Source organism: Bifidobacterium dentium JCM 1195 = DSM 20436, assembly GCF_001042595.1.
Lineage (GTDB): Bacteria > Actinomycetota > Actinomycetes > Actinomycetales > Bifidobacteriaceae > Bifidobacterium > Bifidobacterium dentium.
Genome location: NZ_AP012326.1, coordinates 1,463,136 through 1,479,229, shown reverse-complemented (window position 1 = coordinate 1,479,229; position 16,094 = coordinate 1,463,136). Strand labels below are relative to the sequence as shown.

At 53.7% G+C, this 16,094-nt stretch carries 14 protein-coding genes; 7 read left to right on the top strand and 7 right to left on the bottom strand.

The features are described from left to right. The first annotated feature begins 77 nt into the window (after positions 1 to 77). The 3 genes from BBDE_RS06400 (at position 78) to BBDE_RS06390 (ending at position 2,975) form a co-directional block, all read left to right on the top strand. Entirely contained in the window at positions 78 to 1,526 is a 1,449-nt protein-coding gene (locus tag BBDE_RS06400) for a sugar porter family MFS transporter (RefSeq protein WP_003839840.1), read from the top strand. Position 1,527: 1 nt separating this feature from the next. Continuing rightward, positions 1,528 to 2,562 (top strand): alpha/beta hydrolase, encoded by a 1,035-nt coding sequence (locus BBDE_RS06395; protein WP_003839841.1) that lies wholly within the window; start codon positions 1,528 to 1,530, stop codon positions 2,560 to 2,562. Positions 2,563 to 2,759: 197 nt separating this feature from the next. Further along, entirely contained in the window at positions 2,760 to 2,975 is a 216-nt protein-coding gene (locus BBDE_RS06390) for a hypothetical protein (protein WP_003839844.1), read from the top strand. A gap of 612 nt (positions 2,976 to 3,587) precedes the next feature. Here BBDE_RS06390 and BBDE_RS06385 read toward each other — a convergent pair. After that, positions 3,588 to 3,878, bottom strand: coding sequence for a type II toxin-antitoxin system HicB family antitoxin (locus tag BBDE_RS06385; protein WP_003839849.1), 291 nt, complete (start codon positions 3,876 to 3,878; stop codon positions 3,588 to 3,590). Positions 3,879 to 4,406: 528 nt separating this feature from the next. Further along, on the bottom strand, positions 4,407 to 4,808 hold the full coding sequence (locus tag BBDE_RS11345) for a Fic family protein (RefSeq protein WP_003839853.1): 402 nt from the start codon (positions 4,806 to 4,808) through the stop codon (positions 4,407 to 4,409). A 683-nt stretch (positions 4,809 to 5,491) separates the two neighbouring features. On the opposite strand from BBDE_RS11345, the gene BBDE_RS11115 reads away from it, so the two are divergent. The 3 genes from BBDE_RS11115 to BBDE_RS06365 all read left to right on the top strand — a co-directional run bounded on the left by BBDE_RS11115 (position 5,492) and on the right by BBDE_RS06365 (position 8,661). Beyond that, positions 5,492 to 6,730, top strand: coding sequence for an MFS transporter (locus BBDE_RS11115; RefSeq protein ID WP_012902222.1), 1,239 nt, complete (start codon positions 5,492 to 5,494; stop codon positions 6,728 to 6,730). 12 nt (positions 6,731 to 6,742) lie between these two features. Next, positions 6,743 to 7,141, top strand: coding sequence for a hypothetical protein (locus tag BBDE_RS11340; RefSeq protein WP_126622068.1), 399 nt, complete (start codon positions 6,743 to 6,745; stop codon positions 7,139 to 7,141). A 305-nt stretch (positions 7,142 to 7,446) separates the two neighbouring features. Continuing rightward, the gene (locus tag BBDE_RS06365) at positions 7,447 to 8,661 is read left to right on the top strand and encodes an ATP-grasp domain-containing protein (protein WP_228369677.1); all 1,215 of its coding nucleotides are present in this window, start codon (positions 7,447 to 7,449) and stop codon (positions 8,659 to 8,661) included. Positions 8,662 to 9,102: 441 nt separating this feature from the next. Here BBDE_RS06365 and glnA read toward each other — a convergent pair whose 3' ends face one another. The 4 genes from glnA to BBDE_RS06345 all read right to left on the bottom strand — a co-directional run bounded on the left by glnA (position 9,103) and on the right by BBDE_RS06345 (position 13,903). Then, a complete protein-coding gene (gene glnA / locus BBDE_RS06360; protein WP_003839859.1) occupies positions 9,103 to 10,539 on the bottom strand; it encodes a type I glutamate--ammonia ligase in 1,437 nt (478 codons plus the stop codon). Positions 10,540 to 10,825: 286 nt separating this feature from the next. After that, positions 10,826 to 11,608: a DUF4191 domain-containing protein gene (locus tag BBDE_RS06355; RefSeq protein WP_003839861.1), complete on the bottom strand. Its 783-nt coding sequence runs from the start codon at positions 11,606 to 11,608 to the stop codon at positions 10,826 to 10,828. A gap of 108 nt (positions 11,609 to 11,716) precedes the next feature. Next, positions 11,717 to 13,198 carry a dihydrolipoyl dehydrogenase family protein gene (locus BBDE_RS06350; protein WP_003839863.1) on the bottom strand — a complete coding sequence of 494 codons (1,482 nt, stop codon included), beginning with the start codon at positions 13,196 to 13,198 and terminating at the stop codon, positions 11,717 to 11,719. 105 nt (positions 13,199 to 13,303) lie between these two features. Then, on the bottom strand, positions 13,304 to 13,903 hold the full coding sequence (locus tag BBDE_RS06345) for a DUF3043 domain-containing protein (protein ID WP_003839865.1): 600 nt from the start codon (positions 13,901 to 13,903) through the stop codon (positions 13,304 to 13,306). Positions 13,904 to 14,026: 123 nt separating this feature from the next. Here BBDE_RS06345 and BBDE_RS06340 point away from each other — a divergent pair, with 123 nt between their 5' ends. Then, the gene (locus tag BBDE_RS06340) at positions 14,027 to 15,394 is read left to right on the top strand and encodes a dipeptidase (protein ID WP_003839867.1); all 1,368 of its coding nucleotides are present in this window, start codon (positions 14,027 to 14,029) and stop codon (positions 15,392 to 15,394) included. Positions 15,395 to 15,400: 6 nt separating this feature from the next. Here the strand turns inward: BBDE_RS06340 and BBDE_RS06335 are convergent, their stop codons facing one another. Then, the gene (locus BBDE_RS06335; RefSeq protein WP_003839868.1) at positions 15,401 to 16,084 is read right to left on the bottom strand and encodes an ABC transporter ATP-binding protein; all 684 of its coding nucleotides are present in this window, start codon (positions 16,082 to 16,084) and stop codon (positions 15,401 to 15,403) included. Positions 16,085 to 16,094: the final 10 nt, after the last annotated feature.

Below are 16,094 nucleotides of genomic sequence, written 5' to 3'. Positions count from 1 at the left end.
TATTGTGTGATCATTAGATTCGTGTGGCCATATCGTTGATGTTGTCATCGCTTACAAGATAAGACGAAGGAGTCAACATGTCATCTTCGAATCTGCCAGAGCAGGCAGGCGGAGCAGTTGAGGTCATCGCCCCGACCATTAAACGCCGTATCATCCTCGTATGCCTCGCAGGAGCTACGGGCGGACTGCTGTTCGGCTACGACACGTCCGTAATCAACGGCGCGGTCGATTCCATCGCAGGCAGCAAGTCCGGATTCGGCCTCAACGATTTCATGAGCGGCCTATCCGTTTCCGGTGCATTGGCCGGATGCGTATTGGGTGCATGGTTCGCCGGAAAATTCGCTGACCGCTACGGTCGTGTCAAAGCGCTGCTCACAGCGGCTATCCTGTTCATTATCAGCTCCCTCGGTTCCGCTCTGGCCCCTGCCGTCTGGCCCTTCATAGCCTTCCGACTCATTGGCGGTCTCGGTGTGGGCCTCGCATCGGTCGTCGGCCCTACCTACATCGCGGAAGTATCGCCAACCAAGATGCGCGGTTTCCTTGCCAGCTTCCAGCAGTTCGCGGTCGGTATCGGCATGTTGGGATCCACCATCGCCAACAACCTGCTCGCCAAAAGCTCAGGCGGCGCCGACAATACGCTCTGGTTCGGCCTCTCCACATGGCGTTGGATGCTGATGGTCATGTTCGTTCCCGCCATCATCATGCTGGTGGCTGCACTCCGACTGCCGGAAACCCCGCGCTACATGGTCATGAAAGGCCATTACGACGAGGCCGCCGAACTACTCAAGCGCATCAATGGCACGCAGAATCCGCAAGATAAGGTACGTCAGATCCGCGAATCCATCGGCAACGAGACCTCTCCGAAGCTTTCCGATCTGCTCGGACGCACTTTCGGTTTGAAGAAGGTTGTCTGGATTGGCGTCCTCGTGGCTCTCTTCCAGCAATTCTGCGGCGTCAACGTGATTCTCTACTACGATTCCAGCCTGTGGCGTTCCATGGGATTCTCGGAACAGCAGGCGCTTGACATCGCCATGATCCGCACGTTCGCAGCGTTCATTCCGATGGTCATCTCCATGGTTCTCATCGACCGTATCGGACGCCGTAAGCTTCTCGCCTTCGGTTCTGCAGGAATGGCAATATTCCTGTTCGTCGCAGCATTCGGCTTCGCCCACGCCACGATGGATGCCTCCGGCCTGCATCTCAACGATGCGTGGGCTCCGATCACGCTCATTGCCGTCTACCTGTTCTACCTGACGTTCTGCGGTACATGGGGGCCCGCCATGTGGGTCGTGCTTGGAGAGATCTTCCCGAACAGCATCCGTGCCATGGGTATGGCGGTGGCTACCGCATTCAACTGGATCGGCAACTTCATCGTATCCACTTCGTTCCCATCCCTGCAGCACGGCGTCGGACTCAGCGGCGCGTATTTGATGTACGGCGTGTTCGCGGCCATCAGTTTCCTGTTCGTCACCAAAGGTCTGCCGGAGACCGCTGGCGTAGCGCTCGAAGACATGAAGGCGGAATGACGTGCTCAACAACATTGTGATCACCGACGAGGAGCGTAAGCTGTTCCTCAGCTGGACCGCGCTCGACGAGGACCTTGCCGAAGTCGAGCCCGACCTTGCCGAAGCGGTATTGCGTTCACGTCTCGACTTTGCCAGGGGGGACCTATCGCGAACCGACTACTGGCATGATCCCGAAGGAATCGACGTCTTCGAAGACGTGCCATACGTTGATGACGGAACCCGTGCACACAGACTTGACCTGTACCTGCCCCACGACAGTGTAGTCAGGGGAGGCAAGACCACTCCTGTGTACATCGACATCCACGGAGGCGGATTCGTCTACGCATACAAGGAGCTCAACCGCAATTTCTGCACAAACCTCGCCAAACTGGGATTCGCAGTGTTCTCCGTGAACTACCGGCCCGCACCGGAAACCGATTTTCTCGGACAATTGGAGGACGTCGCGGCGGCATTTCGTTGGATCCGGATACATCGACACGAATATCCCATCGACCAGAACAACGTGTTCCTGACGGGAGATTCGGCGGGCGGCACGCTCGCGCTCTATATGACGGCAATCGAACGATCCGGCAAATTTGCCAAAGCAATGGGTGTCGGCCAGTCGGGGCTTACCGTTGCTGGTAGCGCGTTCGTTTCGCCATTGGCTGATCTGACGCCCTATCTGGCGCTGTGCGAGCCGGGGACGCGAAAGACTATTGAAGAATCCAAGGAAACTTCAATCGTCGAACATATCGCGCCAACGTTCTTCGCGAAGTTACACGCCAAAAAAACAGAGCTGACGAATCTTGCGACCATGGCTGAGGAAGTGGAATTCCCGCCGATCCTCATCAACACCAGCAGTGACGACTTCATCCACGTCGAATCATTGAAACTGGCTACCGCGCTCGTTGCCGCAGGGCACGATGTGGAACTGCATGACTGGTATACCCACAAAGGCCAATCACTCGGACACGTATTCCCGGTGTGCATGTCCTGGCTCGACGAAAGCCGCGAAACGCTCCGCATGATCCACGACTTCGCATACGCGCGGATCTGAATCAAGCGGACGGAGAGCAATGGCTTCCTGTGATCCGTTGATTCATGACCGCTTTGCAACGGCTGGATTGACGGCTCGAATAATGTGGCGTGAGATTCTGACGAATGGAATCCCACGCCACTTTTCGTATCGCAAGAGTTTCTACTCATTGAGCTGTTTATTGGGAAGATTTGTGATGGGGATGCAATCATGGTGGTGTGAGCGAGATCGATATTGAAGATGTTGACAATCCGGAATTTCGCAGGTTTGCGCGTGTGGTAGTCGAATGCGATGGTGCGGGTTTCATCACAAGGGTGAATCACAGCGACTTTCATGGCAATGCGGTTTCGCATGACGTTGAAACCATGGCCGGTAGCAAAACCATGTTGCACAAGAACCTTCCATCGGACAAAGTGCACACCGTGTACCGGTGAGTTTCTTCTTGACTCATCACCTCTGACCCAGATTCCTCGTGTCCACGTCTGTTCATCGCGCAGTCGGCTGACGATGATTCCATGCAAAGGCTGTTCGATGCCTACGAGCCCGACTGGGATTCCTCGGAATGCGTCACATATCTCTATGCTAGTTATGAATACGCATATGCTGCGGAGCGACTCGACTTCATCGCTATGGCACGCATTATCGGAACGCTTCTTTATGCAGCGTGTGTCTCGCCATCATGCGCGTTATTCGACTGGGCTTCGTCCGTGGCGTCATCTGTTGCGGTTGGAGATGAAATCACGCTCCCATCCTTGCCGGTGGGACTTGCATGCGAGTGTGCCGGGGCTGAGTCTCGGTCGTCTCGCAGTGCTCCCAGTTCGATTACTTCCATGGCTGGACGGGAGCGACTGTCTGCTTTCGTGGACTTATGCCGCATGTGGTCGGCTTGATTACTCGCGCTACGGGAATCGCTGTTCCGTAGTTACCGAATCGTTCATCGCGTTGCGCTTGACGGACAGTATAGGCCTTTCGCATGTAAGGAAACTTGAGGAAACACTATGATGGCGAGTTTCGGCGATGTCTTTGTGGATCCACTATCAAGTGGATTATTCCCTGCCGTATTTGGTTGCGTATGCGTCCATGTCGAGCGTGACGATGCGCACCATCGCGTCCGGATTATCGGGTTTGATCTCGGTCAGGTTGCTGGTTGTCGGGATTGGTTTGCCGTCTTTGAGTTCCGTGAGTACCCATCCGCTGGCTGCGTCCTGGGCCATGAACAACGCTTCGGCCAGGTCGCGTCCTTCGGTGACGCACCCGGGAAGATCCGGAATCTCGACAGTATAGCCGCCACTGCCGTCTCTGAATGGGATGAGAACTATCGGATACGTAAGCTTCATTTGGTGTTCCTTTTGATGAGGTCGTCTTGACTTTATATGGGTTTCGCTATTCTGGGGCTGAGCCCGTCTCCGCAGAAGGTAAGTGCATCTTCAATGGTACTTAGAGTTAGTCTTTGATTGCTTTCATATTTTGATACTATCTCTAACACAGATGCAGTCAACAGATAGTTTAAAGTCCTCATAGGTATGGAATATAAGACTTTAGCGCATTTATTTCATGCCAACAGGTGGCACAGGCACGCTGTAGGAAATCAGCGAGGTGGTGTCGAAAATCTGTCTTAATCAGTTGAAAGGGCCATGCGTTTTCTATAGTCTCAACGGTTTCTACGACGATATGAAAATGTTCCTGCAACGCATGGTCGAGTCGGCTTTTCCATGGCCGAACGTCGGCAGGGTATCTATTTCGTGTCCGATCTGGCTGAAATCGAGCAGGGCATCAACACGCACAACAACGATTGGCGGCTGCTTTGGGTAGACGAAATCATCGACGGACTGAATGAGAGGTTCAGGGCGTTATCGACTACCTGTTCATATCTGACACCGGCCGTTGTCCTCCGACTGGTTCGGATCAAAACAGGGGAGAGCCGTCCGTGTCTGATTGGGTGGGGCGGAGTCCCTCAGTCTTTCCAACGTAATGGACGAGTCGAAAAGCGTCTTCTCTATGAACCGGTTCAAAGGTGCCGGATCCTTGAAATCGGGGTCGGAGGTGTTGTCCAACGCGAGGGCGTCGCGGAAAAGCCGGGCGTTCGAGGCGAACGGCTTGTTGACGACCGTGAATCCGAGACGTCTGAGATATATGATTGTGAACACCGCGGTCGTTCTGGTGTTCCCCTCGCGGAACGGATGGATCTGCCATAATCCAGAAACGAAGTCGAAATACCTCCTAGGTACCGCAGAAAAACGTTGGGGAAATGCCGAAGATGGCTGCATTTCAACGTTTTAGATTCCGTTTCATGTTGTTGGATAGATTGCCATTTTTGACTATTTTCGGCTATGAAAGGCAGAGATAAGTACACCTACGTTCGGCTGGCATAGTCCCATGGGCATGAACGAAACGGAACGCATGCCCAGATGCACACTCACACTGGTCGACTCGGCCGGCGACATGAAACTATCGATACTCATGGACGCCGACCGCGCGGCACGGATAGCATATCGGCCACGCCAAAGGGATTCCGGGCATATGCGACGGTAACCGACCCGCTGACCGGCGGGGACCACCGCGTATCCGGTTTCGGACGCACATGCACATTGGCCGAAAACCGGTTGAAGGACAAGCTCGCCGAGTTCGACTGCACCCACCGCGTCGGCTACGTGAAGCCGCCCACCGTGGCCGAATGGCTCGATCATTGGCTGGATGACATCTGCAAGTCGAGGCTCAAGTCCCGCATCTGGGACGAACTACGCATGGACTGTGGCCGACTGGACGACGTGACCAGCACAGCCATCATGGGACACAGTGAACTGACAACCGTGTCGCAAACAGGCAAAACCCCAAGTGTGCAAGAAACCGGGCACTCACTACCATATCTGGACGCAATAACGAACGATTTCCATATAACGACTAGCATGAAAGAACATTATTTGTAAAGCATAAAAGAAAGTCTGTTCATGTGGAAAAGCTGAGCAATATCAAGAATGACTCCATATCAGTTAATTATTTTTTAAATAGTGCTGCATATAGCGGGCTTTTTTCCCTTTTTTCGGTTATCCTTACTGGTCAGGTTTCTGCAACGTCATCACTATATGTTGGATTAGCACTTGGAATTTTATCTCTTTTTTCTAGGGGTAGTACTATTTTTATAGGCAATTTGATTGAACGCTCATCAACCTTATCTCTCACTGAGACTGGTTTCGGATTCATAGTTTTTTCGCTTTTGCTACTACAGTCGGCAATGAAGAGTTTTGTCGGCTTCCTTTTTCTGGATTTAGCTTTGCTGGGACTTGGACTCTCACTGGTTAATTTTGCCCTAAGATGGCATATACTTGCTATGGTAAAGGATAAAAAATCTCAGGCTACTTTATTTTCTTTAGTGACAATGACTGCCAATCTTGGATCCGCAATTGGTCCTCTGGCCTCGAATTATATATATAAATCTTTCGGGCAGACACTCTTTTTTATAGTCATTATTGGACTCTATGTTTTTTCTGCTTTACTAGCTCCGATTGTGCTAGCTCATCATGTCTTTATACGCAGTGAAGAAAGTAGTAAGCAAAATACCTCTTCTATCGTGAAGACCATTAAAGACTCAGTGAAAAGTTCTGGCACTATTCTTGCTATCCTGGCGGTGTTTGTGGGCAGTATAATGAACGGTCAGCTTTTTGCAGGAATGGCATTGGAATTCTATTCGTTATCCGATAGCCCAGTCATAAGAGGATTGTTCTATTCTATTGATGCCTTGTCAGTCATAGCACTGCAAATGCCAGTGAGTAAATTTATTTCACGAGGTATGACTAATGGGCATAATGCTACCTCATTCATAATCAAAAGCTTGGGAGTCTATGGCATTTCCTTTGCAATATTTGCCTGTGGAGTTTCGTCCTACTGGTGGATATGCATTGTATCATTGATTGTTATTTCCATTGCAGAATGTATCTACGCACCATTAATCAATATTGCTCTAGTAGAAGTACAGCCAGATAAACCTTTGGTGGACATTCTGAATTATCGGCTGATAATTGCAGCTATTGGTGAATCAGTAGGTTCATTCCTTGGCGGTTGGATTGTTCCGGCACTACGCCCTGCAGGAATGACACCTTGGTACTGGTGCACATTAGCGTTGGTAGGAATAATGCCGGCAATCGCTGCTAACCAAATTGACAAACATGGAAAAAAGGCTATCTGCCACTAAAAGAGGAGTCACATGCACCCACAAAAAATATTCATACTTGAGAAGATATTGACAAATGCCCTCGAACATCCCAATAGCGAGGCTGCTAAGGATAAAAAAGGAAGAAAAGCGGTAGAGCGGCTTCCCGATATCAAGAGAAATGACAGTCTCTCTGCTTCCTGGTGTTCTGAAAGCGGTGGAAGTAACTCCGCAGTTTCATCACCGCTATGTGGTATCAGCGATAACTCCATCTGTTCGCTGCAAGAAAGGGATGGAGGACAATATGGCCTATTGGATAAACTTTCCTTAGCAGCGTTGACTAAAGCAGCTTCGAAATGCCTCAACCTTGACAACATTGTTATCGATGTAACTCGAAATGGACGCGAACAAGTTGGCTGCCCTGTTCTTCTCTTTAATGACGGGTTGGATTAGCAGTTCGATTCTGTTTTCCACTATCACGGCAGATTTAATGCAGTTGATGAAGAATTACTTGCTATTAGTGCGGAATATGAAAAAATGTTACGGCAAGAGACCGTTTGGAACTCATTTCGAGCAAACTCTCCGCATGCATGTCCAGAAGCTTGTCCCACATACTTTCTGAATGCAACTCGTTCTTCCCATAGGAACGAAGTGTCTTCACTTTTAGCGGATTTAACCCGAGGGAAGCACGTATCCGTATTCATATGGTTGTCCAATTGAAGTGAAGACGCAATATTTTAATGATGAGGTCAAAGTTAATGTCTCATGCTTTGGCGAATACAACAGGGGGAAATGATATGAAAGTACTATTGTTACAACAACCCAAATCTTTCTCGAATTATCCAAAATGGATTGAAGAAGTCCAAGAATGCTTTGATTGTTTAGAAGTTATAGTCTTAACATCGAACGATCGAGCCATACGCCATAGTTGGCCGAATTCCGTCATCAAAGAAATTGAAGTTTCTAATTATTCCTCTGATAGCGCTACTGCAGAATTCTTTGATGTTGTTAAGAAATTTAGACCAGATAGGATAATTTCTGGCTCGGAAGAAGATGTGCTGAGGGTTGCGGAGGCGAGAAGTTTATTTGAAATTCCCGGTTTAAAGTATGAATTAGCGTTGAGCTGTCGAGATAAAGTTACGATGAAGCAGTCAGCCCTTAATGCTGGGTTAAAGATTATTCCCTATACCTCTTGCAAATGCTTTGGAGATATTATTGCGGCGTTCGATCGTTGGGAGACGGTTGTTCTCAAGCCTCGATGGGGTGCAGGGTCTGCAGGCATTACGATACTGCATTCGAAAGACGACTTATCTGCGTTAGCCGCTAAGCCGGAAATTGTCAGAAGCGTACATTCAAACCAGTATTATCTAGAAGAATACTGCTCTGGTTCTGTCTACCATGTGGATGTGGTCTATATCAATTCTGGTTTGATCCTGATTTCGCCATCACGATATTTTGTCCCACCGCTAGATTTCGAGAAACAAAATACTGGTTCCGTAATGTTAGACGAGAACAGCGCCGACTACTCTGAACTGCTCCGACTGACAAAGCAATTAATTAAATCTTTCAAAGATCAGACGGTCCCAAATGTGATGCATATTGAATTCTATAAGAATGAAACTGGTGATTTCATATTTGGGGAAATGGCGGCACGTAGGGGAGGAGGGCTAATTAAGCAAGAGCTGATAGCCGCCTATGGCATAGATCAGAGTAAAGCTAACTTTTTATTGGAACTTGGCCTTGTCGATGCGAATACAAATATCACACGATCATCCCAATATGGCATGCTACTAGAAACTGCTGGATTGAACTGGCCAAAGGAAAAAGAAATTCCGGATTGGGCAGTTTTAGAATCTGTGGGGAGGAAAAAAGGTATCGCCCATAATTCTGTTGATTCTGACAGAAAATTCCTCATTTCTGGTAATAATGAAGCCGAAATCATTCAACGTTCCAATCATCTTATAAACGGCTGATACGACGATTGAGAATTTGCTTTTTGCGAGGGAACGATTGTGACTAATTTTGTGACAGCTTCTCGAGGTGATGAACTGTTATTCAGAATTGATGATTCTGTTGAATCTAAATTCTTCCATACAATAGTGACACTGGTATCGTTGGGGATGCCGGAGGCGGCCGCCTTGTGCGGTTTGACGGAGAGACCATCCGTCAGGCCGTGCGCCGCGGCGACCTCATCGCCTGCTACGCCTACACGCCGACCGTGCGCATCCGACGGCGCGGATTTGGATGAATGGCTCATCTCGCTGCCTGCATGGCGGGCATGAGAAAACCCCACTCGCGTCCGATTGTGAACGAAGTGGGGTTTCTCGTGTTCCGATAGGTGCAGTATAGGTGCAGTAGGTCACTCTGAACAGTGCGAAAAGCCTACTGACGACTACGTTTTGCCCTAATGACTATCAGATGTGGAAATACAGCTCGTACTCCAGCGGAGTCGGGGCCAGACGAGCCTGATCGATCTCGCCACGCTTGATGCCCAGCCAGGTCTCGATCAGATCATCGGTGAAGACGTCGCCGGCGGTGAGGAAGTCGTGATCCTCTTCCAGAGCGTCCATGGCCTCGGCCAAGGAGCTCGGCACCTGCTTGATGCCAGCGTGCTCTTCCGGCGGCAGCTCGTACAGATCCTTGTCGACCGGCTCCGGCGGCTCGATGTGGTTCAGGATGCCGTCCAGGCCTGCCATCAGCTGGGCGGAGAAGGCGAGGAACGGGTTGCAGGACGGATCCGGAGCGCGGAACTCGATACGCTTCGCAGCCGGGGAGGTGCCGGCCAGCGGGATACGGATGGCGGCGGAACGGTTACGAGCGGAGTACACCAGGTTGACCGGCGCCTCGAAGCCCGGCACCAGACGGTGGTAGGAGTTCAGGGACGGGTTGGTGAAGGCCAGCACGGAGGAGGAGTGCTTGATCAGGCCGCCGATGTACCAGCGGGCGATGTCAGACAGGCCACCATAGTTCTTCTCATCGTAGAACAGCGGCTTGCCGTCCTTCCACAGGGACTGGTGGCAGTGCATGCCGGTACCGTTGTCGCCTGCGATCGGCTTCGGCATGAAGGTTGCGGCCTTGCCTGCCAGAGCGGCGGTCTCGTGAACGACGTACTTGTACTTCATCAGGTCATCGCCTGCGTGCTGCAGGGAGTTGAAGCGGTAGTTGATCTCCTGCTGGCCTGCGCCGGCGACCTCGTGATGGGAACGCTCGAGGATCAGACCGACCTTCTGCAGGTTGGCGACCATGTCGTCGCGCAGATCCTGGGTGTGGTCAATCGGCGGAACCGGGAAGTAGCCGCGCTTGACGCGGTTCTTGAACGCAATGTTCGGGGTGCCGTCGTCTTCGGTGTCAACACCGGTGTTCCACGGAGCCTCAACGGAGTCCACCTCGTAGAAGGAGCGCTGCATGCTGTTCTCGAAGCGCACCTTGTCGAAGATGAAGAACTCGGCTTCCGGAGCGAAGGAGGCGGTATCGGCGATGCCGGTGGACTTCAGGTAAGCCTCGGCCTTGCCGGCGACCTGACGCGGGTCGCGGGAGTACGGCTCATCGGTCAGCGGGTCGACGATGGAGAAGGCCACGTCGAGGGTCTTGTGCTTGCGGAACGGGTCGATGAATGCGGTGGAAACATCCGGCACCAGCTTCATGTCGGACTCGTTGATGGCCTGGAAGCCTTCCACGGAGGAACCATCGAACGGCATGCCGTCGGTGAAGGCATCCTTCAGGAACTCGCTTGCCGGCACAGTGAAGTGCTGCTGAACGCCGATCAGATCGGTGAAGCGAACGGAGACGTATTCAACGCCTTCCTTATTGATAAGGGCCTCAGCATCAGCCTTGGTTTCGAGTGCAGTCACGGGACCGCTCCTTTCGAATAAGTAACTTACAGGCTATTAGTCTAGAAAAACGCGTTTCACACACTCGCCACTTGGGTTACGAGAATGTTTCGAGATGACGTATTCCCTCCATGATTGCGCGAAAAATAGGGGTTGCGACGTTTCGCGGGACGAAATGCAACGGTGGGGATCCGTTCATGTTATGGACGGATCGAACGGCTGGGACGATGAAGCGACGCAACAATTGAAAATCCCCGATCTGACGAATCAGATCGGGGATTCCTAGTGCGTTCGCATGCATGTACCGTCAGCGGCCACGCATGGCGCGACGGCTGATCCTCTGTGGGCGCGTCGGATCGATGCCCTTCGGGATGTTCATGCCGTTCTTCATCTGCAAAGTACGCAGACGTTCGTTCAGAACATTCAATTCGGTCCTGGTGAGCATGAAGCGACGCTTCGGATGGATGGCCGCAATCAGCTTGTTCTTGTGATGCGTCGGCTCATAGGACTTGCACTTGAGCACGGTCTTGCGCAGATTCTTCAGGCTGACCTGCTTCGGCCCCTTGCCTACGCAGATTCGATAGACCGGGATTTCGGAACCGGCGGTCACGCCCTTGATGTTGTGCTCCTGGCGATCCATGGCGCGCGTCACACGGCCGTAATCGCCTTCGCCAAGCAGGTAGATGCCGTTATAGCCGGTGCCACGCCAAATGGCATCCTTGGTCTTCGGATCGACCCACACCGGCTCCTGCGGGAAGTTGAAACCCGCCTTGCTGACGTTGCCGAGAACGCTGATGGCGGCGCCGGGACGCCCTTCGAGCTTGGCATAGCCGACCTTGTCGGCACGATTGGTGAGCATCATGGTGGCGAACAGCAGGCCGATCATGATGGCAAGGATCATTGAGGTGATCCAGCCGATAACCGACCATTTGAACACGATGCCAAGCACGATGAACACGATGACCGGTGCCACGAACACGCTTCCGCACAGCCAGGGGAGTGTCTTGTCTTCCGAGTAGGTGTATTTGAAGATCTGAATGATCTGTTTGATTGTGTTCTGCTTCTTCTTTGGCTCTTCTTTGTCTGCCATCAATTTCCTCACTTGGTTACGTGGTTGAACACACTGGAACAGTAGTCTATCAGGTGCTATGCCGTAGTGTAAGCACCGGTTGCGGGGCCGCCGGCCCTCCCACGCCGGTCAGCGGGTATGAAGAGGCCTGCCATCCGCCTTGAGCAACGCTTCGCCGAACGTTTCGCTGAATGTCGGATGAGGGTGAATCAGGCGGGCCGCATCATGCAATGGCACATGATTGCCCACCAACTGCTCGGCCTCCGCGATCAGATCGCTGGCGATGGGACTTACGATATGTGCGCCCAGCACCAGCGGCACCTCGGGATTGTCCGCATAGGCACCGCTGACAATGGATAGCGACCCGCCCGAGCCGCTCATCAGCATACGTGAATTCGACAGCATCGGATACACGGTTTCCTGGGCATTGACCACGTCCTTCCGTGCCCGTGCCTCATCAAGGCTCAAGCCCACGCATGCCGCTTCGGGGAAGGAGAATACGACTTGCGGAATCGTGTCGTCGTCAACCGGTTTCGGATCGAGCCCGGCGATCTTCTCCGCGATGACGATGCCCTGCTCAAAGGCACGGTGCGCCAAGGAATGGCCGGAGGTGATGTCACCCAAAGCCCACACATGGTCGAGATTGGTGCGGCCAAATGCATCGATGCCGATAAATCCCCGGGCGTCACGTTCCAGCTTGCAGGCCTCGAACCAGTCTGCGTCGGTATTCGGTATGCGTCCAATGGCGGCGAGTACGACCTCGCCGTAGGCGCTCATGTCCGCTTCGGATCCTTCCCTCGTATAGTGCACGGTCGCGCCCAGATTGGCACCGGTTTCCACATGGGTCACATGGCTGTGCGTGATGATGTTCACGCCACGCCGCTTCAGCTCGCGAGTCAACGTCGCCGACGTGCGGCGCTCCCATGCGGAGAGCACCCGGTCTTTGCGAATCAGCAACGTCACGTCGCAGCCGGCCGTACGCCACATGGAGGCGAATTCCAGCGCCACGGCTCCGGCACCGATGATCACAGCGCTTGAAGGGAAGGTATCCAGTTCCAATGCCTGTGTGGAATCTATCAATGCGCCGGCGAATGGATTGTCCGGCAGCGGCGACGGCCGTGAACCGGTGGCGATCACGATGTCTTCGGCAACGATCTCCAGTTCGCCATCGATAGGTTCGCCGACGCCTGCCTTCACGAATCGCAATATGTGGCCAAGACCTTCGACCGGCGTGACATGTACGCTTCCGCAAGGCTGCATTACGGCCTCTCCGCGTACGATGGTGACGCCGCGATGCGCCAGCAATCCCGCCAATCCCTTGGTCATGGTGTCCACGGTCTGCGTGCGGAACGTGCGCAGTTTGCCGAAATCAATGCTCTCCACTGACACGTTGATACCCATCGCCTTGGCGTGACGCATATTCTCCACGGCATGCGTGGCGGTGAGTAGCGTCTTCGAAGGAATGCAACCTCGATTCAGGCAGGTGCCGCCCAGTGTGGCGTCGCGTTCGATCAGCACCACCGATTTGCCGAGCTCCGCGGCACGTAACGCCGTGGAATAGCCGCCCGGACCGCCGCCGATAATCGCGATATCGAAATGTTCCTGTGCCATATCAATCCTTGATGTCATGGCTCGAAAGCCGTGGAAAAACAACTGATCCTATGCTAATAAAAAGCCGTCAGCTTAGCTGACGGCAATACATATGCATGTGAGGCATCATTCCGGCCAATGGCCACGCTTGGCATAACGCGGCTTCGGCAGACGCCAACGACGTATCTGAATGGCACGGCTCCACGCATAGGAGGCGGAACGCATGCCCCTGGCCACGGATTTCTCACCGTACTTTTCGATGAGTTTCTTCTTGAGCTTGCGCCACATGATCGCAATGTCGATGATTACGGCGAACAGATACACGTACATCAGCACCATCAGCGGCAAAGCTAGGGTAGGCCACTTGTAGGTCACGAAGATGGAGACGACCAGAATAACGAAGGCGACCGGGATGAAGAACTCGCCGAGGTTGAATCGGGCGTCGACATAATCGCGAATGTAGATACGCCATGGCAGACGCTCGGCCTTCGGCATGTGATTCACGTCACCGGTCTGCATGGCCTCGTATTCGGCGTTCTCACGTTCGCGCATACGTGCCTTTGCGGCCTTGCGGCTGGCATCGCGATCCTTGGGAACCAGCGGGCGGAGATTCTGCGCCTGGGCATCCTTGCGTTTCGGAGTCGGGCGGCCTTTGCCGGCGGTAGGCTCCTGCGCCTTCTGTTCGACAGGCTCTTGGGCCTTGTCTTCCTTCTTAAACAAACTCATGTCTATGAGGGTAGGGTGACGTATCGACGCCTCGGCGGTATGCCTCGAAGCCGCGGAACGCCGAATGGGATTGTGGATACAATGGCTTGCATTGGCCGTACTCGATCAATATTAAGGAGAATCATGGCAGCATTACTTGCCGATGACATCCGTGCACGTGTGGAGGGTGATTGGGATCGCATCGTCGACGTGCTCAATCGGAAGATCGCATTGCAGTCGATCTCCGCGAAAGGCATCACCGCCGAACATATGAGGCGTTCCGCCGAATTCGTGGCCGAGGAGCTGAGAAAGGTCGGCGTTGACGCAAAGGTGGTGCAGTCCCATAATCCCGATGGCACACCAGGTGCGTGGGAGGTCATCGGCTCGAAGATCGTTGACGAGCATGCTCCGACCGTGTTGCTGTATGCACATCATGACGTACAACCGGTGCCCGACGAAGGTGCTTGGGATACCGATCCATTCGTCGGCACGCAGATTGGTACGCGACTGTATGGCCGTGGAGCCGCCGATGATGGCGGTGGCATAGCTATTCATTCCGGTGCGCTCAAGGCGCTCGGCGACGATCTGAAGGTCAATGTCAAGGTGTTCATCGAAGGCGAGGAGGAGATGGGCTCGCCGAGTTTCATCCCATTCATCGAAGAGCATCGTGACGAATTCAGGTCCGATGTGATCATCGTGGCCGATTCAGGCAACTGGTCCGCCGAAATCCCGTCGCTGACCACCTCGTTGCGTGGCAACACCGATATCGACGTGCACGTCAAGGCCCTTGAGCATCCGGTGCACTCCGGCCAGTATGGTGGACCGATTCTGGATGCGAATACGCTTGCGGCCATGCTGATCGCCTCCATGTATGACGAACATGGCGATCTCGCGGTGCCGGGCGTCGCCGCGGAAGAGCCGATCGGAGGCTTGCAGCGCGACCTTGACGAGACCACCGTACGCGCGGATGCCGGTATCGTCGATTCCTACCGTCTGGCCGGAACCGGTTCGCTTGCGGCACGTCTGTGGACCAAGCCGAGCGTCACCGTGATTGGCTTCGACGCTCACCCGGTCGAAGGGTCCTTCAATGTGATTTCCCCGGAGACCACGTTCCGTCTGAGTCTGCGCACCGCACCGAACCAGCGTCCTCAGGAGGCCCAGGAGGCACTTGCCGAATTCATGGTCGAACATGCCCCGTTCGGTGCCGAAGTGTGGGTCGACAGACTTGACAACGGCATGGGATGGGCCATGGACCCCGATGCCGAAGCCACCAAGGATGCCATGGAAGCCATGGAACAGGCCTTCGGTGTGGCGCCGGTCAACAAGGGCGAGGGCGGTTCCATCCCGTTCATTCCGGAATTGCAGCGCATCTTCCCGAACGCCCAGGTGCTCGTCACCGGACCGGAGGATCCGAAGGCCAATGCGCACAGCCCGAACGAGTCCATCAGCCTGCCGGGTCTGAAGAACAACGTGATCACCGAGGCCCTGCTGCTCGACAAACTCTCCAGATAGCGACGGTCATGGCCTCCGACGAATCGGGGCGAGTTCGAAAACCTCGTCGGAGGCCGTGGACACTTCAGGGCTGTGTGTCACGATGATCACGCAACGGCCATCGTCATGGGCCAGTGCGCGGAAGATGCCCATGATGTCATCCTGCGTGGCGAGGTCGAGATTACCGGTCGGCTCATCCGCCACGATGATGGAGGGATTGTAGCTTAGCGCCCTAGCGATGGCGACGCGCTGTTGTTCGCCACCCGACAGGTGCAGAATCCGTTCGTTCGCGTACTCCTTAGGCAGATGCACCTGCTTAAGCAAATCAAGCACCATCTCCTTCTTTGATTTGTCGAAGGTTTTGCCGGAAGCGTCCAATGACAGGATGATGTTCTCGGCGACGGTGAGATTCGGCAGCAGATTGAAGCTTTGGAAAATCACGCCGATGTCGTGGCTGCGGTAGCGGTAACGGTCCTGTTTCGCCAGGTCGTTACCGTTGTAGAGGACCTGGCCCTCCGTGGGATTGGTCAGTCCCGAGATCAACGACAGCATCGTGGTCTTGCCGGCGCCGGATGGCCCGGTGATGGCGTGCACCGTACCTGCACGAAACTCGTGGCTGATGTTCTTCAGCACCTTTTTGCCGCCTTTGGTATATGCGTAGCTGACGTCATCGAGCTTGAGGATTGCCGTGGTCGTCGTATTGTCAGTCATGATGGGTCCT